We start from the raw sequence: 21,767 nt of genomic DNA, 5'->3' as shown, positions 1-21,767 counted from the left end.
CCCCTTACAGCGCATCCTTCGAGACGGCGCTATCGCGCCTCCTCAGGATGAGAATGGGACCTCCCATCCCCGTCATACCCGCGCAGGCGGGTATCCAGAGCCACAAGCACCAGTCGCACCCGCCGCCCTGGACCCCGGATCACGTCCGGGCTGACGAAGTATCAGACAAATGCTCACTCACCCTGAGGAGCGCAGCGTCTCGAAGGGGGAGCCCTCTGTAAGCACCCCCCTTACAGCCCCTCCTTCGAGACGGCGCTACCGCGCCTCCTCAGGATGAGAATGGGGCCTCCCATCCCCGTCACACCCGCGCAGGCGGGTATCCAGAGCCACAAGCACCAATCGCACCTGCCGCCCTGGACCCCGGATCAGGTCCGGGATGACGCTGTAGTATTACCGAATACCCCCTCACCCTGAGGAGCGCAGCGTCTCGAAGGGTGGCCTTCCTGTAAGCACCGGACTTACAGCCCCTCCTTCGAGACGGTGCTGTCGCGCCTCCTCAGGATGAGAATGGCGCGGAAGGTCAGACCTGGAACGCCACAACGCACCATCCCCTCAGCGTCCCTCGCGCCTTCTCTGCGCGCCCTGCGGTTAATCTTTACCTTCTCGTCATACCCGCACAGGCGGGTATCCAGGGCCACACGCACAAATCGCGCCTGCCGCCCTGGACCCCGGATCAGGTCCGGGGTGACGATGTAGTATTACCGAATACCCCCTCACCCTGAGGAGCGCAGCGTCTCGAAGGGTGGCCTTCCTGTAAGCACCGGACTTACAGCGCATCCTTCGAGACGGCGCTATCGCGCCTCCTCAGGATGAGAATGAAGCGGAAGGTCAGACGTGCAACCCCACAACGCACCACCCCCTCAGCGTCCTTCGCGCCTTCTCTGCGCTCTTTGCGGTTAATCTTTACCATCCCCGTCACACCCGCGCAGGCTGGTATCCAGGGCCACAAGCACCAATCGCGCCTGCCGCCCTGGACCCCGGATCACGTCCGGGGTGAGGAAACATGCCCCTGCTGAACCTAAACCGACAAGAGTCTCACAGGGGACAGTTTTGTCCGCTTTACCATACGCCGGGTAAGGAATAAGACGTCAGTGTAGATATTCGTTCTTAGACGTCACAGAACCCGTTGGTCATATGAGCCCGATCCTCGCCGTAGGCGCGATCATCAATGCCGTTGTTCTGCTGCAATGCGGAATGGGATTATTAAGCGCCCTGCTGCCGTTGCGCATGCAGGAGGCTGGTTTCTCTTCCTCTGAAATCGGGGTCATGTCTGCCGGGTTTTCAGGCGGTTTCCTGTTGGGCTGTATCCTGGCCCCCACCTTAATCCGCCGGATCGGTCATATCCGTGCCTTTTCAGCCCTGGCAACCGTCCTGTCCACGCTGACCCTGGCCCTGGCAATCGACACAGACCTGTATCTGTGGACCGGTGCACGCCTGCTGTCTGGCATCTGTTACGCCGGCTTGCTGACCACGTCGGATAGCTGGATATCGGGGGAGACGGATCGATCCGTGCGCGGGCGGGTGATGAGCGTCTATATGATCTGTTACAAGGTCGCCCAGGCTGGCGGTCCTTTAATGCTGACCGTCGCCACCATTTCGGGCAATTGGCATTTCATGCTGGTCAGTGCCTTCTTCTCGTTATCACTGTTACCGGTCGCCCTGCGTCATGGTGGCAACCCGACACCGCCCAGTGATGATCGTATGGGGATCGTGCAGGTCTACAGGAAGACCCCCCTGGCGATTGTCGGCTGTCTGTGTATCGCCACATCCAACAGCGCCCTTGGGAACCTGATCGGCCTGTATGGCCTGGCGGAAGGCCTGGATGTCAACGGGGCCGTTGTCTTAAGTTCCGTGCTGCAATTCGGTGCGCTGTTCCTGCAATGGCCCTTGGGATGGACGTCGGATCGGATTGACCGACGGCTGGTGATGATTTTCGGCATCGCCACCATGGCGGTGGTCTCTGCCGTATTGATTGCCCTGCCCGCTCTTCCGCTGTGGGGATACGCCTTCTTTGTGCTGTTGATCGGGGGGCTGGGCTTTTCGATCTATCCCATCATCGTCGCCCATGCGGGAGACTTTGTGGAGCAGAAGCAGATGGTGCCGCTGTGTGCGACCCTGATGCTGTCTTTCGCCTTTGGCATGACATTGGGCCCCCTGACGGGCAGTACGGCGATGGAATGGCTGGGGCCGGACGGATTGCTGTATCACACCATCCTGTTCAACGGCATTTTCGTAGGCTTTGCGATCTATCGCATGACCCAGCGCAGTGCTCCCGCGCCGACCGGTGCCTATGTCAACGTCCCGGCCAGCTCTGTCGCAATCTCCCAGCTAAACCCCCGCTCCGCCGGGCCGGAGATCGAAGAAAGCCTGGAAGCCGTCTTCGGCCACGATGATGAGGCGGACGGCGAAGAGATCCCGCACTATAAGCCCAGCGGGAAGTAACTCACTAGGACCACTCAAGACATACAGAAAAAGGCCCCGCCAGTTGGCAGGGCCTTTCTGAAATCTTGCAGTCCAAACGCGGGTTAACGTGAGTAGAACTCGACGACCAGGTTTGGTTCCATCTTCGCCGGATAGGGAATTTCTTCCAGTTTCGGCGTGCGGATGATGTTGGCAGTCAGTTTGTTGTGGTCGACTTCCAGATATTCTGGAATGTCACGCTCGGCGCTCTGAATGGCTTCCAGGACCAGCGGCATTTCGCGGGATTTCTGGCGGACTTCGATCTTGTCGCCAATCTTCACGGTATAGGAAGAAACCGTCATGCGGCGACCGTTGACCAGAACGTGGCCATGGCTGACGAACTGACGCGCGGCAAATACGGTGGGTACGAATTTCGCGCGATAGACGATGGCATCCAGGCGGTGTTCCAACAGACCCACCAGGTTTTCACCGGTGTCGCCTTTCACACGCTGGGCTTCTTCGTAATATTTCCGGAAGCGCTTCTCGCCGATATTGCCGTAATAGCCTTTCAGCTTCTGTTTCGCCATCAACTGGATACCGAAATCAGAGGGCTTGCGGCGGCGCTGGCCGTGCTGACCCGGAGGGGTCTCGCGCTTGTTGAACGGGCTCTTGGGGCGACCCCAGAGGTTGACGCCAAGGCGTCGGTCAATCTTGTGTTTCGCATTAATACGCTTAGACATAATTTACTCTCCCGTTGGTTCACGGTGTTGTTCCAAATTGTTCCGGTAGTCCATCCCGGCCTGATGCCCAAAAGCCTCAGTCGGGTGGCGGGATCGTCCATGTGCGGAAACTTTGTTCCAACACCACGGGCCATCCACATTCCCAGAAAGCGAGCGGACTTATAAGGATTTATGACGCCCTGTCAAACCCCAGGGCAAACCCCAGGACAGATTTCTCTAGGCGGCCGCCTCGATCGCGTCAGAAATATGAGCAATCACACTGTCGATCAGGCCCGGATCATCGGCTTCCGCCATCACACGGATCACCGGTTCTGTGCCAGACGGGCGGATTACCAGACGGCCAGACCCGTTCAATTGCGCCTCCCCTAAGGCAATCGCCTTCTTCACTGCAGCCGATTCCAACGGTTTTCCACCGGAATAGCGGACATTGTGCAGACGTTGGGGAACAGGGGTAAAGACCTTGCCAACCTGGCTCATGGGCGCACCGTCACGCACAGCGACGGCCAGCACCTGCAGCGCGGCGATAAGACCATCGCCGGTGGTCGCATAATCGCTCATGACGATATGGCCGGACTGTTCCCCGCCCAGGTTACAGCCCCGATTGCGCATCGCATCGACGACATAGCGATCCCCAACCTTGGTGCGAACCAGCCCGATTCCCTGATCGGCCAGATACCGCTCCATCCCCAGATTGGACATGACCGTCGCGACAACATCGCCCCGCAGATGACCCGCCTTGGCCCAGGAATTGGCAATCAGCGCCATCAACTGGTCGCCATCGACAACATACCCTGTCTCATCACAGACGATCAGGCGGTCGGCATCGCCATCCAGCGCCAGACCGATATCGGCCCCATGGGCGCTGACGGCCTCGCACATGGCGGCCGGATCGGTGGCACCACAGAAGGCATTGATATTCTTGCCATTGGGGGCAACCGCGATGGGCACAACCGTCGCCCCCAATTCACGCAGCACGATGGGGGCAACCTTATAGGCAGCACCATGGGCGCAATCGACCACGATCTTCAGGGATTCCAGGCTCAAATCTTCCGGGAAGGTGCGCTTCACCGCCTCGATATAGCGGCCCGGCGCATCATCGATCCGGGTTGCACGGCCAATGTCTTCCGGTGCCGCACGCTCAGACACGCCCTCATCCATCAGACGCTCTATTTCCAGTTCGGTCTCATCCGACAGCTTGTATCCGTCCGGCCCGAACAGTTTGATGCCATTATCGCGATAGGGATTGTGAGAGGCGGAGATCATCACCCCGACATCGGCCCGCATGGAGCGTGTCAGCATCGCCACGGCCGGTGTTGGTAGTGGCCCGAACAGCATGACATCCATGCCCATGGCACTAAACCCGGCAACCAGCGCGCTTTCCAGCATATAGCCAGACAGGCGCGTATCCTTACCGATCACCACCCGGTGGCGATGCCCGCCACGATGAAAATGAGCTCCTGCAGCCAGGGCAAGGCGCAGAACGGTATCGACCTCAATCGGGGCCTGATTGGCGGTTCCGCGAATCCCATCCGTGCCAAAATAACGCCGCGTCATAGTCCCTCGCATATAAAAGAATGTCCGTATTTATGCGGCGGAGTCGCCCAATAGACAAGGATTGCGGCTGACGGCCCTATCCCGCCTTCAACTGCTGTTTGAATTGGACGCTGGCTTTTGTGAAGCCGCCATCGCCGCCATCGATGAAATGCAGATGTTCGCTCTGTTCCAGGTTGAACACCAGGCAGGTCATCAGAGCGGTGTCTGATTTATGCAGGCCATAGGCGATGGCGCCGGCCTGACGTTCCTTCGTCAGCAGATCCTCAATCGCCTGTATCTGCGTCTGGCTACAGTCCAAAACAAATCGCAGGACATCGTCAAACCGCCGATAGTCGGAATTTGCCCGTACTTCCTCACGATAGGTCGGCGCATTATAATCGCCGACCGCCAGATTACACCGTTCCAGAATGTATTGAATAAAGCTCTGATACAGCAGAAACATCAAACGACGGGCAAAGGATTGGGCCCCCCGGGTCAATTGGGCCTCCATCCGCAGACCTTGCGGAATCCATTTGAACCGCATTGTATCTGCAGTCACCGGGCTGGCGGATTTCAAATCCCCCCCCAGAATTTCACTTATTTTCGCCAAAACCCGATCATATATCTTTCGGCGCTGCGCCCCGCTTTCGGAAGTCGCATAAAGCATCAGGCTTAATACCTGTCCATTGCGGGATTTCAGGGGCTCCCAACGACAGGACAATCCTGTCATATCTGCTTCCCCCTCATCTCCATCGGACACAAAGAGATACCCGTTTTCTCCAAGATCATCACTTTTGATCAGAGAATCAGCCAAAAAAATGCCGCCGCCGCCAAACAAGGCCAGTTCATTGCCCGGGCTGAGACGCAGTTTGGACACAGTGACATCGCGGCCCTGGGCACGAATTTCCTTTACGGAAACAGACCCGATGCGCAAATCAAAGCCAAACTCCCTTTGTGCCATCAAGGCGGAAGCCATCAGCGCCTTGCGCACGCAAGAAAGCAAGATATCCGGTACCAGGAGGGTCGCGCCATCCCCACCGAAACTATAGGGAATTTCCGTGGTCTCGCCCGCAGCTTTCCGAACCGCATTCAAAGATGCCGTTATACAAGCCGTGCCAACAATATTGACATGCTTATAGCGACCTTCCGCCACGGCACGGGTTGAATTCCGAATATCGGCAATGATGACATGCCAATCCTCCGGCACGGATCGAAACAATGTCTCGTCCGTGAAGGCGCCAAATTCTTCGAAATATGGTAGGTCTGGATAGAATGTATCGTCAGATTGGTTCGGCATGGTCAAACCAAGATCAATGTAGGGACCATACCCACATTGATCAGGCTCCAACTATTCCGCAGGACCCGGCTCTGGATCCGCAGATGCGGATGGCGAGAGAGGTTTACCCGTGGTCGGCACAGAGGCACGCCCCCCACTTTTCGGGCTTGGCTCATCATCTTCCGGACGTTCAATCGACTCGCCGCGCAACAGCTTGTGGACATCCGCCCCAGACAGGGTTTCATATTCCAACAGGGCCTTTGCGATCGTGTGCAATTCATCCTGATTTTTACGCAGAACATCGTAACACAGGGTTTCCGCTTCTTCGCAGATGCGACGCACTTCTTCGTCAATCAGTTGAGCGGTTTTCTCTGAGATATTCTGGGTCTTCGCAACGGAATGCCCCAGGAAGACTTCTTCCTGATTATCTGAATAGCGCAGACGCCCCAGCTTGTCCGACATGCCAAATTCGGTGACCATGCGCCGTGCCAGACCGGTTGCCTGTTGCAGATCGTTGGACGCCCCGGTGGTAACATTTTCCGGGCCGAAGATGATATCTTCTGCCGCGCGCCCGCCATACATCATGGCCAGCTTGGCATGCATTTCCAGCTTCTTATAGCCCAGGCGGTCCCGCTCTGGCAGGTTCATCGTCACGCCCAGCGCCCGGCCACGCGGGATGATGGTGACCTTGTGCAGCGGATCATTACCCGCGACATGAATGCCAACCAGGGCATGGCCGGCCTCGTGATAGGCCGTCAGCGTTTTTTCTTCCTCAGACATCACCATAGACCGGCGTTCAGAGCCCATCATGACCTTGTCCTTGGCGTCTTCCAATTCCTGCATCGACACAACGCGACGATTGCGACGCGCGGCCAGCAGGGCCGCCTCGTTCACCAGATTGGCCAGATCAGCACCAGAGAAACCGGGCGTACCACGTGCAATAACCTTAGCATCAACATCGGGTGCCATCGGCACCTTGCGCAGATGCACTTTAAGAATCTTCTCCCGACCCAGAATATCCGGGTTCGGGACCACAACCTGACGGTCAAACCGACCAGGGCGCAGCAAAGCGGGGTCCAACACATCTGGACGGTTCGTTGCGGCGATCAGGATCACACCTTCATTGGCCTCAAAGCCGTCCATCTCAACCAGCAACTGGTTAAGGGTCTGTTCGCGCTCGTCATTACCGCCACCCAGGCCGGCACCACGATGGCGACCCACCGCATCAATTTCATCGATGAAGATGATGCAGGGTGCGTTTTTCTTGCCCTGTTCGAACATGTCCCGGACGCGGCTGGCGCCAACGCCGACGAACATCTCAACGAAATCAGAACCAGAAATGGTGAAGAACGGCACATTGGCCTCACCCGCGACAGCCCGCGCCGTCAGTGTCTTACCCGTGCCGGGAGGACCGACCAGCAGCACGCCTTTAGGAATTTTACCCCCAAGGCGCTGAAATTTCTGGGGATCGCGCAGGAACTCGACAACTTCCTGCAATTCCTGCTTTGCTTCATCAATACCGGCGACGTCCTCAAACAGGACCCGACCGTGCTTTTCGGTCAGCAGCTTCGCCTTGGACTTACCAAAGCCCATAGCCTTGCCACCACCGCCCTGCATCTGGCGGAAGATGAAGAACCAGAACCCGATCAGTAGCAGGATTGGCAGTGCATTCAACAGGATCGAAGTCAGAGAAATGCTGTTATCCGGGGGAATGGCTTCAACACGCACACCGCGGCTGGTCAGCGTAGAGACCAGGTTTGGATCATCCGGCGCATAGGTTTTAAAATCCTGACCGGAGGTGTATTTACCCGTGATTTCCTGACCATTCATCCGCACGCTTTGCACGGAACCGGAATCGACCTGCTTCAAGAATTCAGAATATGCGGTGCTTTCCGCCTGAACCTGATTGCGTCCGCTATCAAACTGATTGATCAGGAACAGCAATAAAACAATGATGACAATCCAGAGCGCCAGATTCTTGCCGAAAAAGTTCACGGTTGCAGTCGTCCTTCCGTCGAGGCTGCCAAACAGCGGCCCCTTTTGCCATAAATGCGGGATTGAGCACCGCGTATTTCCTCATTAAAGCGAGAAAACACCGTTCCGTCCAGCAGAGTTGCTCCCAGACACGCGCTCAATTGTCATTGTGATGTTACATAGGACGTCACGCAGCATTTGAAAAGGGCGGGCCCGGTCTAAATCGCCCAATCAGTGTGAAAAGCTGAACCGCTGCCTAAATGCCTCACCCCAGGCCGGCGATACCGACCGATAGCCAATCGTACCAATGGGATAGTCTTGGGGCGCAGACTCACCTGTCGTCAGCCCCAGATGGGGAATGGCGGCCAGGTCTGCGCTATGCCGAAGCGCCGGCAGGGTCACCCGGACGGCGCCGGGCAAGGCCGCCAAAGCCTGTGGCGCACGCTCCCGCGCCCAGGCCAGACCATCCCGCCCAAGCGGACCAATGGTGAAACCAGGGTCGGCAACAGCCTGCGGCGCGAACCGGCAGTCGTAGCGATTATCCCACAAAGTCCGGTTGGCAATTGCCCGATCACCAGTCATGCCCGCAGATTCACGACAAAACAGCACATGGTCTCGCCATGGCATAATCCGGACGCCAGAGACGGTGCGCCCCCCTTGCAACCCCGTCAAAGCCATGGGGTCCTGAGCCAATGCGCGGTGCAGGGCAATGACATGTTCTTCCCGGGGTGGATAGTCATTGCCCCCCAGAATGCGCAGCTTATGGGACAGACAGCGCAAGGCAATCTCTTCGGGAAGGTCGCATAAGGTTGCCGCATTGCATGTCGCGAATCCCGCAGGATCACAGACCACATGATCGTTCAAAAACCGATCCCGGGCCTCGGTCAGCGCCGCGCCTGCCCTGGCCATACGCTCCGCCGTTTTTCCCAATCGCTCAGGCGTCAGACCTTCCGCAGCCAGACTTTCCTGCATTTGGCGCATTCGAACACGGGCGAACGCCCGATCGCCATTGGATGGATCTGTCACGATGGGCAGGCCCGATGCCTGTGCGGTCGCCAGCAATCGTGCCTTGGGAAAGGACAACAGCGGACGCAGCAATGTCATGCCATCGCGCTGAGTTACCGGTGCCATCGCCGCAAGCCCATCAACGCCGCTGCCCCGCGCCAATCGCAACAGGACCGTTTCCGCCTGATCATCCTGATGATGCGCCAGAAAAATATGCTTGTATGCCTGGTCGCTCGCCTGAACCCAATCGGTCAGCAACCGAAACCGAATCTGCCGCGCCGCCGCCTGAATATCGCGAACCGGTTTGCGTCCTTCATGACGTAAGACAGTGGTTACAACACCATATTCGTTCAGGGCGCGCGCAACCCCCTGCGCTTCCGCGCCAGCCTCAGCCCGTAAGCCATGATCGACACAGACTGCCCGGGCGCGCATCCCCTGAGTCTGAGCCCATTGATCCGCCAGAAAAACCAGCGCGATGCTGTCTGGCCCGCCCGAGCAGGCCACCAGCGGCGGTGCTGTTCCCGGATAGGCCAAACTGATCAATTGATTCGAAAATTCTTGATTTGTCATCGGTGTTACAGGCATCGGGATCCTTCCCCGCAGCAAACCTGTCTGCTGCTGTTCCAGTAATCCTGGATCAGCACCCATATTGCGCGGAACGGTCTTCCGCCAGTTTCAGAACTGCGCGCCGCGCATCCGGATAATCAGACTTCAAGGTCTGGAAGGCGGTGCAGGCTTCAGACTTATTGCCCAGGGCAAACAGGGACATACCCAGTTTCAACAAGCTGTCGGGCGCTTTGTTGCTTTTTGGGTGTTTGGAATAGACATCCACAAAGGAAAAGGCTGCATCACGATAGTTATCGCGCACGTAATAGGTTTCGCCCAACCAATAAATCGCGGAACTGACCAGCGGTGAGTCCGAATGTTTGTCCAGGAAGACCTTCAGCGCAGACTCCGCCCCCGCATAATCTCCCTGCCGCATCAGACCCAGGCTGTAATCATACAGGGCTTGCGGTTCCGTTGGCAGCGACGCGGTATCCGCCTGGCTGACGGTGGAAAGATCGCTGCCCGCAACCGGCCCGGAACTGGGGGCGGCTTGCGGGACACTGGGCGTTGTTGTGTTGGATCCCGATGCAGACATCGGGCTGGACCCTTGGGTCGCGGAGGCAGAGGCTTGCCCCCCGATCACATTACCCTGCCCGTCTACAATCAATGTGCCCAATGTGCCTGGTTTGCCCGCAGTCGCGTTTCCAGAGGTCGAGCCGGGGCCTTGTGACCCTTCCGAAGAGATTACGGTTGTCGATGACTGCCCCGGTACGGGAATAATTTGTTGCGGTTGATTTGACGACGCAGCCGCATTGCCGCTCAAGGAACCGGTCTGTTGGGGTGCATTGGGATTGCCCCCTTCCAGCTTTGTAAGGCGATAGTCGATATCCGCCAGGGCGGTATCAAGACGCTGATCCAATTGGCGCAGTTTAAACTCGGTTTCCTCCAGCTTGCCGGTGGATACGCGCAACTGCCGCTCCATTTCCTGTAGCTTGATCTGGATCTGCGCCGCTGCGTCAGAGGGCAAACCCGCCCCCGCACTGGACGCGGTATCCTCGCTGAGTGTCGGAACCGGCCCGGACTTGCCATTGTAGACATAGCGCTGAAGTGTCGCCAAATCCCGCTTCAGGTTCTGCAATTCACGCGCGACATCCTGGGCCTGAGCCGGCACGGAGGCCAAGCCAGCAACAGCCAGAACAAGGCCCACAACAACGGCCAGCGCCTGACGGGTTACGGACAACGGCAGAATACGAAGATTTGTCTTTTTCATGATCTAACTCTTGCGCTTACATCGTGGCAAAATTTTGGCAGCACCAAAAAAATAGGCGGCCGTCAGGGATTTCCAGACGACCGCCTAAAACACTTCTACGCGATGGGTTAGCTGTTATAGCCACCCGTCAAAACAGTCACTGCACGGCGGTTCTGAGCCCAAGCGGCCTCATTCGAACCGGTAGCAACCGGGCGGCTTTCGCCAAACGCCAAGGTCTGAATGCGGCTGGCTGAAACACCCTTTGCGATCAAATAATCGCGGGCAGCAGCAGCGCGGCGTGCGCTCAGAGCCAAGTTGTAATCATCCGTCCCACGCTCATCAGCATGACCTTCGATCGTCACGACCACAGCCGGGAACGCGGCAAGCCATTTGGCCTGTGCATCCAAAGCTGCCTGTGCTTGATCAGAAAGATCCGAGCGGTCTGTTGCGAAGAACACGCGGTCGCCAGCAACCTGCATGAACTGCTCAATAGAACCTGCAACCGGACCAGCAGGTGCCGGAGGAGGAGGTGGTGGCGCGACGGCCTGTGTTTGTGTTCCAGTGTTCTCGGTCATCGCAGCTTCGTCGCCGGATGAAGAGCATGCCGACACCAAGGCAACGGCTGCCAGCAAGGCAATAACTTGTAAGCGCATTGAGGTACCCCCTACGCAGTCGCCTCAAAATAGGGCGACGTGTAAATCTCGTGTCACTCCGACGCGGGACGAGGATGCGAACCACCCTAATCCTTCGGCGGTGCAATAATAAACATGCCTTTACACGCTTTTCAACTGAATCTGCGCCGATACGGGACATCTACCTCAATATTTATCAATTATTTGACCCGAGTAGTGGCAGATATGCGATATCACAGCCCCAACTTTACCGATTAAGGGGGGACCACGCCGGATCAGCGGCGTAGCCTGGAGTTGGAATTCGTCTTTCGTTATAGCCGGTTATGTCGATGGAATAGAGATAGGATTCACCCTTGTCCCCACGCGTCTCGCGATAAAACATCAGAACACGGCCATTCGGGGACCAGGTTGGACCCTCATTGTGATAGCCATTGACCAACAGGCGCTCGCCGGTTCCATCGGGTCGCATGACGCCGATATAGAACTCTCCCTTATAGATTTTCGTAAAGGCGATCAAATCGCCGCGTGGCGACCATACCGGTGTCGCATAGTGACCATCCCCGAAACTGATACGCTGGACGTCAGACCCGTCTGCATTCATCACATAAATCTGTTGCACACCACCACGATCCGATTCAAAAACCACCCGCGAGCCATCGGGAGAATAGCTGGGAGAGGTGTCGATCCCTGGTTCATTGGTCAAGCGGGATGATTGCCTTGTCCGCAGATCCATCGAATAAATCTCAGAATTTCCGTTCTGTTCGAACGTCATCACGACCCGGTTTCCATCGGGCGAGAAACGCGGCGAAAATGTCATGCCATCGAAAGAGCCCAAAAGTTCGCGACGGGCTGTTTCCAGATTGAATAAATACACACGGCGCATGTTGTTAAAGAAATCCAGATAAACGATTTCCTTACGCGCAGGCGAAAACCGGGGCTTTTCAACAATGCTGCTGCCATCGGTCAGATAGCGATGGTTGGCGCTGTCCTGATCCATGATCGCCAATCGGTACGTCCGATTGTCCTTTGGCCCGCTTTTGGCGACATAGACGATCTGGCTGTCAAAGTACCCATCTTCCCCGGTAATCCGCTTATAGATCGCGTCCGCAACCACATGGGCAACACGGCGCCAGGTATTTGAATCCGCAGAATAGCGACGCCCCAGCATATGTTCTGCCGCAAAGACGTCCCATAACCGGAATTCCACCGTGACACGGCCATCCTGTTCAACGGAAATCTTACCGCTGACCAGGGCCTGGGCGTCAATCTTGCGCCAGGATTCAAACCGGGGGCGCACAGCCAGGCTTTGAGAATCCTGATTGAATGCCGCGCGATCCACAGCGCGGAAAAGCCCGGAATTTACCAGGTCATTCTGAATCACATCGGCAATATTTCGGCCCAATTCTGATTCAGCGGCGCTGAGACCAAAGAATTCAGGAATGGCAATGGGCAAAGGCTCAACATTGCCCCGTGTAATGTCGATGCGAACCTCAGCCCGGGCGCCCGGAGACGCCGCACCAAGGGTTACAACACAGAGCAACAGGATCGTCGAAAATGCGATAACGCGTTTCATCTTAAGCCTCGCTTGCATTCAGTCGGTTTGGTCCTAATGACCGGTTCATTCCCAAAATCCTAAAACACCATGTCTCTTGGCGAGAAGGTCAGGATGATCTTATTCCATTCGGCATATTTGCCGTCAGGTAACTTCAGCGGCGAACACAATTGCACGGCCCGCAAGACGCTTTCACCATATTGTTGCGTCGCAGAGGATGACAGTTCCGTCACCCGCGCACTGTTCACAGACTTGTTCTGATTCATCTCTATTTCCACCACGGCCAGCATATCTTTCACATTCGCGGCCCCAACCGGAGGATTCCAGCAGCGCACGATCTGATCCCGCACGATGGCCAATTCAGAATCCGTCATGCCTTGTGAGGATAACCGACTGGACGCCTGAGCACTGGGCTGTGGGCGTTGCCCCAGGGCAGCGGCAACGGCTTCGTTCAGCGTCGTGACTTCTTTCTTTTCTTCCGGCTTGGGCGGTGGCGGTGGCGCATCCTTCACATCCGCCAAGGTATTCAGCACGGAAGAGGCAAAATCCTTCTTAGGCTCCTCGGGCTTTTTAGGCTCCTTGGGCTTTTTGGGCGGCTGAAACACGGGGGGCGCGGTCGCAGCCTTTGGCGGCTCCGGCTTCGGTTCCGGCGGCTTAGGCTCTGGCGGCGGCTCCAGCTTTGGCTCGGGCACAGGTTCCGGCTTGGGCTCAGGCGGTGGCTCCTGCGGCGGGGGTTCCGGCGCTGGTTCAGGCACAGGTTCTGGCGGCGCAGGAACCGGCTCTGGCGGAGGTGGGGGGGGCGGCGGCGGCGGCGTTGGCTCCGGCGGTGGTGGCGGCGGAGCAGGCGCAGGATCCGGCTTGGGTTCCTCTGGCTTGGGCTCTTCCGGTTTTTCTTCCGGTTTCGGCGTTTCCGCTGGCGTCTGTAATTGCGCCAATTCCTCTTCAGAGACGACCTCGAAGCTTTGCTGTCCGCCCAATTCAACCAACTCGCGACTGCTATCGGGCCAATCAATCAAGGCCGCGACGACAATCGCGATATGAAACAGTATTGAAAAGATGAAGGGGCCGCGCATAGGTCTCTACTTGGGTCCTCTAACCGCGTTCACGCCGTTGGGTCATTTGGGGGATGCCGCCGGGGGTGCATCCCCCGTTTGTGAAGGCAGACGCGCCAGAAGGGCGACCTTCTTAAATCCAGCCGCGCTGATCTTGCCCATCACTTCCAAGACACGGCCATAGGCGATCTGCTCATCCCCGCGCACGAAAATCCGAATATCCGGATTGGCCCCATGACTGGCGACCAGTGTCGCCACCAGACGGGGCAGATCTGTAGGTTCTTCATCCAGGAACACATCGCCATCGCGATTGACCGTGACAACAAGCGGCTCATCGCTGTCATTCAGACTAGCCGCCTCAGTCTTGGGCAGATCAACCGGAACCCCGACTGACAGCAATGGGGCTGTGACCATAAACACAATCAACAGCACCAGCATGACATCGACAAATGGAGTCACATTGATTTCCGACACAGGCTTATAGCGCTTGCTGCGCAAACCCGGTCGAATGCCGTCGGATCCTAGCTGCATTCCCATGATTCAGGTCCTGTCATCCAATTGCCGTGAGATGATGGCGCCAAACTCACCGGCAAAGCTTTCCAGCCGCCCGGCATAGCGTCCAAGATCCGCAGACAATTTGTTGTATGCCAATGTCGCTGGTATGGCCGCGACAAGCCCCAATGCCGTGGCAAACAGGGCCTCTGCGATCCCAGGCGCAACGACGGCCAGGCTTGTCTGGTTCGTTGCGGCGATGGAGGCAAAGGAATTCATGATTCCCCATACCGTCCCGAAAAGCCCCACAAAGGGTGCCGCTGATCCGACAGAAGCCAGGAACGGCAAATATCGCTCCAGCTTGTCGATCTCCCGGTTCATGGATAGCTGCATCACCCGTTCAATGCGTTGTTGCAGACCCAATGACGCCCCTGATGTGGCGCGCCCGGCAGAGCGTTCCCATTCCCGCATCGCAGAGGAAAAGACCGACGACATCGGATCGGCCGGATATTGACCGATGCGCCCATAAAGTTCCTCCAGCGATCCACCGGACCAGAAGGCATCTTCAAAGCGCGACGCCAGACGACGCATCTTGCGCAGGCGCATCGACTTTTCAAAGATGATGGCCCAGGTCCAGACCGAGGCAAGGATCAACAGTACCATCACGATTTTCACGACAATATCCGCCTGAAGAAACAGGGAGATAATTGATAATTCCCCACCATGCGCCATCATCTGACCGGAAATCACTGTATCCATGAGGCCGGTTGTCAGGCCGTCCCCCGTTTGCTGTTCCATAGTCTGCCCTTTTCTCTTCCTAATCAGGTCCGATTACCGGACCAACCGCCCCAAATCTTTGATTTGATTTACCAAACACACAGTAACAATTCCTGCCGACACGTATCACGTTGGCATCAAACCCCAACCATCCAAGGCCACCCGGACCGATTGAGGCAGGCGCACGGGCCGACCGGATCCATCCACGCATCCCAAGGTGACGGTTAAATCACACAAGATCGTGGCATTTCTAAGGACACGTTGTGCCATTTCAAAGCGCGCACCAGACACGGCAAGCAAATCAGATTCGACGCTTAATGCATCATCCAACTTTGCGGGTTTTCGATAATCCACAACACAGCGCCGCACCACAAAACCCACGCCATCACTTGCCTGCAAATCGCGATGACCAAATCCCAAATCCCGCAGGAATTCGGTACGCCCCCGCTCTGCAAATTTCAGATAGTTTGCGTAATAGACGATCCCGCCAGCATCCGTATCTTCATAATAGACGCGAATGTCTGTGACATGGGGCGCATTAAGACGGGTCATCATCCCCCCCGGGCGGTGCCGTCGCCTTTTGCAGAAGATCCAGTTGCGCAGCCGTTGTCGCTGGCATGTCCAGACCGATATAGGACCAGCCCTGGCGGGCAAGCATACGACCGCGCGGCGTGCGCTGAACCAATCCTTGTTGGATAAGGAAAGGTTCCACCACTTCCTCCAACACGTCGCGTTCATTGCCCAAAGCCGCCGCCAGGGTTTCCGCCCCGACAGGCCCGCCGCCATAGTTTTCCGCGATACAGGTCAAATACCGGCGGTCCATCGCGTCCAACCCGCGCGCATCCACCTCCAGCCGCAATAGGGCGGCATCTGCGGATTTCGCGGTGATCGCGGAATTTCCATCGACAGAGGCAAAATCCCGCACCCGACGCAGCAACCGATTGGCAACCCGCGGCGTGCCCCGACTGCGGCGGGCGACTTCGCGCGCACCATCATCCGTGACATGCATCGACAGAACCCGCGCCGCACGGCGCACAATTTCGGTCAATTCATCTTCAGTATAGAAATTCATATGCAGCGGAATGCCAAACCGTTCCCGCAACGGCGTTGTGATCAATCCGGCCCTTGTCGTTGCGGCAACCAGCGTAAATGGCTGCAGATCAATTCGAACGGAGCGCGCCGACGGGCCATCCCCAATGATCAGATCCAGTTGAAAATCCTCCATCGCGGGATACAGGATTTCCTCAACCGCGGGGGACAGACGATGAATCTCGTCAATGAACAGGACATCGCGGGGCTGTAGATTGGTCAACAACGCCGCCAGATCGCCTGCTTTGGCGATCACAGGACCAGATGTCGCACGGAAACCAACCCCCAATTCACGGCTGACGATCTGGGCCAGCGTTGTCTTGCCCAAACCGGGCGGGCCATAAAACAGGACATGGTCCATTGCCTCGCCCCGTCCCCGCGCCGCCTCCACGAAGATGCTCAAATTCTGCTTCACCGCGCCCTGCCCGACAAATTCGGACAAGGTTAAGGGGCGCACCGTGCTGTCGCGCTGATCTTCGGTCCCCGCCTCGGGGCTGACAACACGGTCAGGCGAATAGTGTGTGGGATCACTCATTTACTGAGCTCCCTCAATGCCAGTCGGATCAGGCCGCCAACGTCATTGGCCTCCCCATTGCGGGTGGCCTTGGCAACGGCGGTGAAGGCGTCGCTGCGGCCATAGCCCAGATTGACCAGGGCAGAAACCGCATCTTCCGCTATGCCCGCATCGGCGTTGTGCGACTCTCCGGCTTTGCCGCCTTGTGCTGCTGTGTTGGGGCCCAGTGCCATACCGCCGACCTTGTCTTTCAGTTCAGAAACGATGCGCTGGGCCAGTTTCGGACCAACGCCATTGGCACGCACGACAGCAGCCTTATCCTGGGCCGCAACCGCCTGGGTCAGCAATTCCGGTGTCAGTACACTTAATATGGCCAGGGCGACGCGCGCCCCCACCCCTTGCACTGTGGTCAACAGACGGAACCAGTCCCGTTCTGATTTTTCCAGGAACCCATAAAGATGAATGTGGTCTTCCCGCACATGGGTTTCGATCTCAAACCGCAATGCCTCGCCCCGCCCAGGCAAGGCACTCAGCGTGCGCCCCGAGCAATAGATCAAATAGCCTACGCCACCGACATCCAGAATAACGGTATCCTCGCCCACTTCGTCTAATGTGCCTGTTAAGCGTGCGAACACCGATTATCCCCTTATCCAACGCGCCCGGCGGCCCATTGCCGCCCGGTATCGGCATGATGTCCATGACAGATCGCCACAGCCAGGGCATCTGCTGCATCTTCGCCGGACGGATCACAGCCCGGCAACAGCATGCGCACCATGACACCGATCTGATCCTTGCTGGCCCCACCCGTGCCTACGACCGCCTGTTTCACAGTCTTGGCAGCGTATTCAGCAACGGGTAACCCAAACAAGGCTGGGACCAATAGTACAACGCCCCTTGCATGCCCCAGCTTCAGGGTTGTACCCGGATTCTTGTTCAGGAAAGTTTCTTCAACTCCTGCCTCATCGGGCGTCCATTCCCGAATGACCTGGCCGATGCCGTCATGCAAGGCCTTAAGCCGTTGAGCCATTGAAACATCAGCAGGCGGATGGATTGTGCCACAGGCCACAAACTGCAAATGCCCGGCCTTGCTGTCCACAATGCCCCAGCCCGTATGCCGAAGCCCCGGATCGAGGCCTAGAATGCGCATTGCGTTAATCGCTCCTACCAAACTGCTGTTCGGACGGTCATCCTATGCCTTCGGCCAATCACCCCCATCAATCGGACAGGGACGCCATCGTCTCGTCAGAGACATCATAATTGGCATAGACATTCTGAACGTCGTCATTGTCATCCAAGTTGTCCAGCAGTTTAAACAGTGATTCTGCTGTGTCGCCTTCAACAAAAATCAATGTCTGTGGCTTCCAGATCATTTTTGATTCTTCAGGCTCTCCAAACCGCGCCTCCAGCGCCTTGGATACCTCATTTAAATCTTCAATCTCACAGACAATCTCGTGACCGCTATCGGAACTGACAACATCCTGTGCACCGGCTTCCAGCGCAGCCTCAAAAACCGTATCGGCATCTCCGGCATCTGCGCTCAAAACCACTTGGCCCACGCGATCAAACATGAAGGACACCGCCCCGGTTTCCCCCAGATTACCGCCACTCTTGTTGAAGATGGAGCGGATATCGGCCGCAGAGCGATTGCGGTTGTCGGTCAGCACATCAACAATGACCGCCACCCCGCCAGGACCATAGCCTTCATAGCGGATTTCTTCGTAATCGGTGCCTTCACCGCCGCCCAAACCCTTTGTAATCGCGCGTTCTATGTTATCTTTGGGCATAGACTGCGTCTTGGCGGTCTGGATCGCCAGGCGCAGGCGTGAATTTGTATCCGGGTCGCCATTGCCGCCCATTTTGGCCGCGACCATGATTTCCTTGCCCAATTTCGCGAAAAGCTGAGCACGTTTGCGATCCTGCGCGCCTTTGCGATACATAATGTTTTTAAATTTTGAATGACCGGCCATGCTTCCACCATACTATACAATGGGTCACCTTCGATGAGGAGGCAGAACCCTGTTTATCCAAGGATGCGCAGTTCCAGATAATCGCCGTCACAGGCGACCCGGAACTTTGCGCCTGTGATTAGGCGTTTCCAACGGATTTTGCAATCCCGGCCACACGGGACGCAGTGCCCGACCCCAATCTTCATCGTCCACGCGATGTTCCCATAGGCCAACCGAAAGCAATTATTTAAGTCTATTTGAAATATTCAAATTGTGTATAATGATAACGGAAAGTTAATTCTGTGAATGGAAAATTATGCCGTTAAATCTTAGTCGACTGAAAGTCCTGATCGCCGAAGACAATTCCCATATGCGGGTGATGGTTCGGGAGATTCTGATCCAATTCGGGGTCAGCACAATACAGGAATGCAAGGATGGTTCCGACGCCCTGGCCCTTTTAAAGAATTGGCAACCAGACATTATCTTCATGGATTGGATGATGGAGCCAATGGATGGTCTGGAATTCACCCGTGCGGTTCGAATGGATCCCACCAGCCCCAATCCCTTTATCCCGATTATCATGTTGACCGGCCACACGGAAATGCACCGTATTGTCGAAGCCAGAGATGCTGGGGTTACCGAGTTTCTGGCGAAACCCGTTACCGCGAACGGCGTATATGCCCGCATCAAGTCGGTTGTTGAAAACCCCAGGCCGTTTATCAAGACAGATCGGTATCTGGGGCCCAGTCGACGGCGGCGTCAGCAAGATATTGGCGGTGCGAATCGACGCAAGGGATCGCCACAGGATAGCACCCTGGCGATCTAGGGCGCATTCCTCGAAAACCAAAGAATTTACGGTAAGCTGGTTGCAGAATCCCGCGAAATAGTCACATTTAGACGTGTTCAAGAATATTGGAGAATGGGTTTCGTATGACCACCAGTGACAAGTCAGGCGATGATAATGATGATAAAGATGCAGTCGAAATCATAAAACCACCGCATCCGATCAAAGATAAAGTGTCTGGCAGCGGCGGTCCCACCCCGGAAATGTTGGCCAAGGCACAGGCCGCGATAGCTAAAATGTCTGATGACTATCCAGGCTGGGCAATGGAAGATGTTCAGAACCTGGAAAAGCTGATCCTGGATGCCAAACCAGGGGTCGGGAATGGACGCGAGCAGATGAGCGATGCGTTTAAGCTGGCCCACGACATGCGGGGCCAGGGCGGCAGCTTCGGCTTTCCGTTGATGACCCGGATTGCCAATTCCTTCTGCCGATTTGTTGAAGGCCTGACATCAGTCGATCAGGGCGCCCTTGATATCTGTATGGCCCATGTGAATGCCATGCGCGCCATTCTGCAAAACAATGTCCGGGGCACAGGCGGCCCCCTTGGCGCACAAATCGCCGACAGTTTGGAACTGGCTGTGCAAAAATACATGGACAAGCATAAATAGAAATTTAAAAAATTTATTCTAATAATTTAATCCGCGTGCCATAAGCTTTAAGCAGCGTCGCCCTGCATGTGCCAAAGGTGTTTAACATGAAAAATTTTGTGATTTTCGTTTTGTCGCTGATCATTCTCGTTGGCGGCGCAGCCGCAGCCTACCCGCTGTACACAAACTATGTCGAAGACCAGATCGCCAATTGGGTCACGGTGGAAAATGCGCGACATCCAGATGCGACATTCTCGTATCAGACTTTGGAAGCAAGACCGCTGACATCTGAAATCATCATACATGGCCTATCCTTCGATACCAAAGATGAAACCACCACGATACAGCGCGCTGAGGTTACAGTTGACAGTTTCCTGCTGCTCACACGGGTCAATTCTGTAAAACAGGCACAGTTTCTGAACATTTCATCGATCTCGAAGACCGAGACGATCACAACATCGGCAGGCATTATTACCCTATCCAATTTGACTGGAAATTTGACCGATTTCGCTTTCAGCACACCAGACGATATCGACATTTTTAATCAGGTTTCAGCCGACACCCTGTTGATGGAAGCGGTGACACTAAAAGATACAGAGGAAGGCATTGATATTCCCATTGCTCAGATTCAGCTTTCGGACATTCACAACGGCATGATTGGAGAGACCGCACTCAGGGATCTCTCAATAGCGGTTGACGGCGCCACAGTGACGATCGGCGAAATCCTATTGAATGGCCTGAATGCTGGTGAAACCATGAAACTGACGCAACGAATGGAACAGGACGAGCGTTGGGAGCCATCCGCCAGGGACGTCATCAAAGCCCTGCATCTGCAGCGTATTGAAGTGTCTGACCTGATCGCCACACCTGACGGACAGCCACAAATGGGTCTCGGCGGTTTTACGATTTCTGATATCGTCTATAGCGACGGCATACCAACCGCCTTGACCGCCACGTATGACAATCTAAACACACCGATTACGGACGATATCCGGCGGGATCTGTTAAACAGCGTCGGATCGCAAATTCATGTGGACCTGCCAGACAACGTCATAAGCAAAGGCAGCTTTTCATATGCTTTGGATACACAACAGGATCGCCTGAGCCTGTTAAATTCGTCCTATGATTCATGGCTTGAAACACAGATTGATGTGGAATTCGATATCCGCAACGTTGTCAGTGTCTTTAATGCACTGAAAGAGGATCAGACCCCAAATGAGAATGATACCATGCGGGTTGAGATTGGGGGCATGTCGATCCGGGCAGAAAACAAGACGCCATGGGAGGCCCCAAAGATTTTGGATGGTAAGCCAACGCTGAGGCTGTTTCTGGTGAATATTCTACAGTCTTTTAACCTGTCGCCAAATTGGGATGCTGCGATTGGTCAACCGCTTCAGAAATTCCTCAATCAGGGGGGTGTTCTAGAGATTTCGACCAACCCGACGCGACGGCTCACTTTGCTGGAATTCATGTTCATGCATTCTGCAACCCCAGAGCAGATTGTGGACTCTATTGGTTTTTCAGCAACCCATAACCCGAATTAACGGATCCTACGAAAC

20 protein-coding genes are annotated in these 21,767 nt (G+C 56.1%); 4 read left to right on the top strand and 16 right to left on the bottom strand.

Features of this window, described 5'->3' with window-relative positions; genetic code table 11:
• Positions 1-1,134: 1,134 nt before the first annotated feature.
• On the top strand, positions 1,135-2,442 hold the full coding sequence (locus tag ACOSDR_RS17250) for an MFS transporter (RefSeq protein WP_420726046.1): 1,308 nt from the start codon (positions 1,135-1,137) through the stop codon (positions 2,440-2,442).
• Between the two features lie 83 nt (positions 2,443-2,525).
• Here the strand turns inward: ACOSDR_RS17250 and rpsD are convergent, their stop codons facing one another.
• From rpsD to ACOSDR_RS17170, 16 genes are all read right to left on the bottom strand, one after another.
• Complete coding sequence (gene rpsD / locus ACOSDR_RS17245) at positions 2,526-3,140, bottom strand: 30S ribosomal protein S4 (protein WP_420726045.1); 615 nt, start codon at positions 3,138-3,140, stop codon at positions 2,526-2,528.
• A gap of 216 nt (positions 3,141-3,356) precedes the next feature.
• Positions 3,357-4,694 (bottom strand): phosphoglucosamine mutase, encoded by a 1,338-nt coding sequence (gene glmM, locus ACOSDR_RS17240; protein ID WP_420732014.1) that lies wholly within the window; start codon positions 4,692-4,694, stop codon positions 3,357-3,359.
• A gap of 76 nt (positions 4,695-4,770) precedes the next feature.
• Positions 4,771-5,970, bottom strand: coding sequence for a DUF3095 domain-containing protein (locus ACOSDR_RS17235; protein WP_420726043.1), 1,200 nt, complete (start codon positions 5,968-5,970; stop codon positions 4,771-4,773).
• 51 nt (positions 5,971-6,021) lie between these two features.
• Positions 6,022-7,944, bottom strand: coding sequence for an ATP-dependent zinc metalloprotease FtsH (ftsH, locus tag ACOSDR_RS17230; RefSeq protein ID WP_420726042.1), 1,923 nt, complete (start codon positions 7,942-7,944; stop codon positions 6,022-6,024).
• A 210-nt stretch (positions 7,945-8,154) separates the two neighbouring features.
• Positions 8,155-9,513 (bottom strand): tRNA lysidine(34) synthetase TilS, encoded by a 1,359-nt coding sequence (gene tilS, locus ACOSDR_RS17225; protein WP_420732013.1) that lies wholly within the window; start codon positions 9,511-9,513, stop codon positions 8,155-8,157.
• A gap of 52 nt (positions 9,514-9,565) precedes the next feature.
• Positions 9,566-10,744: a tol-pal system protein YbgF gene (gene ybgF, locus ACOSDR_RS17220; protein ID WP_420726040.1), complete on the bottom strand. Its 1,179-nt coding sequence runs from the start codon at positions 10,742-10,744 to the stop codon at positions 9,566-9,568.
• Between the two features lie 107 nt (positions 10,745-10,851).
• Positions 10,852-11,376 (bottom strand): peptidoglycan-associated lipoprotein Pal, encoded by a 525-nt coding sequence (gene pal / locus ACOSDR_RS17215; protein ID WP_420726039.1) that lies wholly within the window; start codon positions 11,374-11,376, stop codon positions 10,852-10,854.
• Positions 11,377-11,602: 226 nt separating this feature from the next.
• A complete protein-coding gene (gene tolB, locus ACOSDR_RS17210; RefSeq protein ID WP_420726038.1) occupies positions 11,603-12,928 on the bottom strand; it encodes a Tol-Pal system beta propeller repeat protein TolB in 1,326 nt (441 codons plus the stop codon).
• A 59-nt stretch (positions 12,929-12,987) separates the two neighbouring features.
• The gene (locus ACOSDR_RS17205; protein ID WP_420732012.1) at positions 12,988-13,980 is read right to left on the bottom strand and encodes a hypothetical protein; all 993 of its coding nucleotides are present in this window, start codon (positions 13,978-13,980) and stop codon (positions 12,988-12,990) included.
• A 42-nt stretch (positions 13,981-14,022) separates the two neighbouring features.
• Positions 14,023-14,496 carry a protein TolR gene (gene tolR / locus ACOSDR_RS17200; protein ID WP_420726036.1) on the bottom strand — a complete coding sequence of 158 codons (474 nt, stop codon included), beginning with the start codon at positions 14,494-14,496 and terminating at the stop codon, positions 14,023-14,025.
• Between the two features lie 3 nt (positions 14,497-14,499).
• Positions 14,500-15,249 carry a protein TolQ gene (gene tolQ / locus ACOSDR_RS17195; protein ID WP_420726035.1) on the bottom strand — a complete coding sequence of 250 codons (750 nt, stop codon included), beginning with the start codon at positions 15,247-15,249 and terminating at the stop codon, positions 14,500-14,502.
• 105 nt (positions 15,250-15,354) lie between these two features.
• Positions 15,355-15,783, bottom strand: a complete 429-nt coding sequence (ybgC, locus tag ACOSDR_RS17190; RefSeq protein WP_420726034.1) for a tol-pal system-associated acyl-CoA thioesterase — start codon at positions 15,781-15,783, stop codon at positions 15,355-15,357.
• Positions 15,767-16,852 carry a Holliday junction branch migration DNA helicase RuvB gene (gene ruvB / locus ACOSDR_RS17185; RefSeq protein ID WP_420732011.1) on the bottom strand — a complete coding sequence of 362 codons (1,086 nt, stop codon included), beginning with the start codon at positions 16,850-16,852 and terminating at the stop codon, positions 15,767-15,769. Before ruvB ends, ybgC begins: the two co-directional genes overlap by 17 nt.
• The gene (ruvA, locus tag ACOSDR_RS17180) at positions 16,849-17,466 is read right to left on the bottom strand and encodes a Holliday junction branch migration protein RuvA (protein WP_420726032.1); all 618 of its coding nucleotides are present in this window, start codon (positions 17,464-17,466) and stop codon (positions 16,849-16,851) included. Before ruvA ends, ruvB begins: the two co-directional genes overlap by 4 nt.
• A gap of 11 nt (positions 17,467-17,477) precedes the next feature.
• Entirely contained in the window at positions 17,478-17,978 is a 501-nt protein-coding gene (gene ruvC / locus ACOSDR_RS17175; protein ID WP_420726031.1) for a crossover junction endodeoxyribonuclease RuvC, read from the bottom strand.
• A 67-nt stretch (positions 17,979-18,045) separates the two neighbouring features.
• Positions 18,046-18,798, bottom strand: a complete 753-nt coding sequence (locus ACOSDR_RS17170) for a YebC/PmpR family DNA-binding transcriptional regulator (protein WP_420726030.1) — start codon at positions 18,796-18,798, stop codon at positions 18,046-18,048.
• A gap of 295 nt (positions 18,799-19,093) precedes the next feature.
• On the opposite strand from ACOSDR_RS17170, the gene ACOSDR_RS17165 reads away from it, so the two are divergent.
• From ACOSDR_RS17165 to ACOSDR_RS17155, 3 genes are all read left to right on the top strand, one after another.
• Complete coding sequence (locus ACOSDR_RS17165; RefSeq protein WP_420726029.1) at positions 19,094-19,603, top strand: response regulator; 510 nt, start codon at positions 19,094-19,096, stop codon at positions 19,601-19,603.
• Between the two features lie 104 nt (positions 19,604-19,707).
• Positions 19,708-20,229: an Hpt domain-containing protein gene (locus ACOSDR_RS17160; protein WP_420726028.1), complete on the top strand. Its 522-nt coding sequence runs from the start codon at positions 19,708-19,710 to the stop codon at positions 20,227-20,229.
• Between the two features lie 86 nt (positions 20,230-20,315).
• A complete protein-coding gene (locus ACOSDR_RS17155) occupies positions 20,316-21,752 on the top strand; it encodes a hypothetical protein (RefSeq protein ID WP_420732010.1) in 1,437 nt (478 codons plus the stop codon).
• Positions 21,753-21,767 lie beyond the last annotated feature (15 nt).

Origin of the sequence: Hwanghaeella sp. 1Z406 (assembly GCF_048892425.1) — a bacterium.
Lineage (GTDB): Bacteria > Pseudomonadota > Alphaproteobacteria > UBA8366 > Aestuariispiraceae > Pacificispira.
Note: the sequence above shows the minus strand (reverse complement) of the source record. Positions and strands in the feature narration are given on the sequence as shown.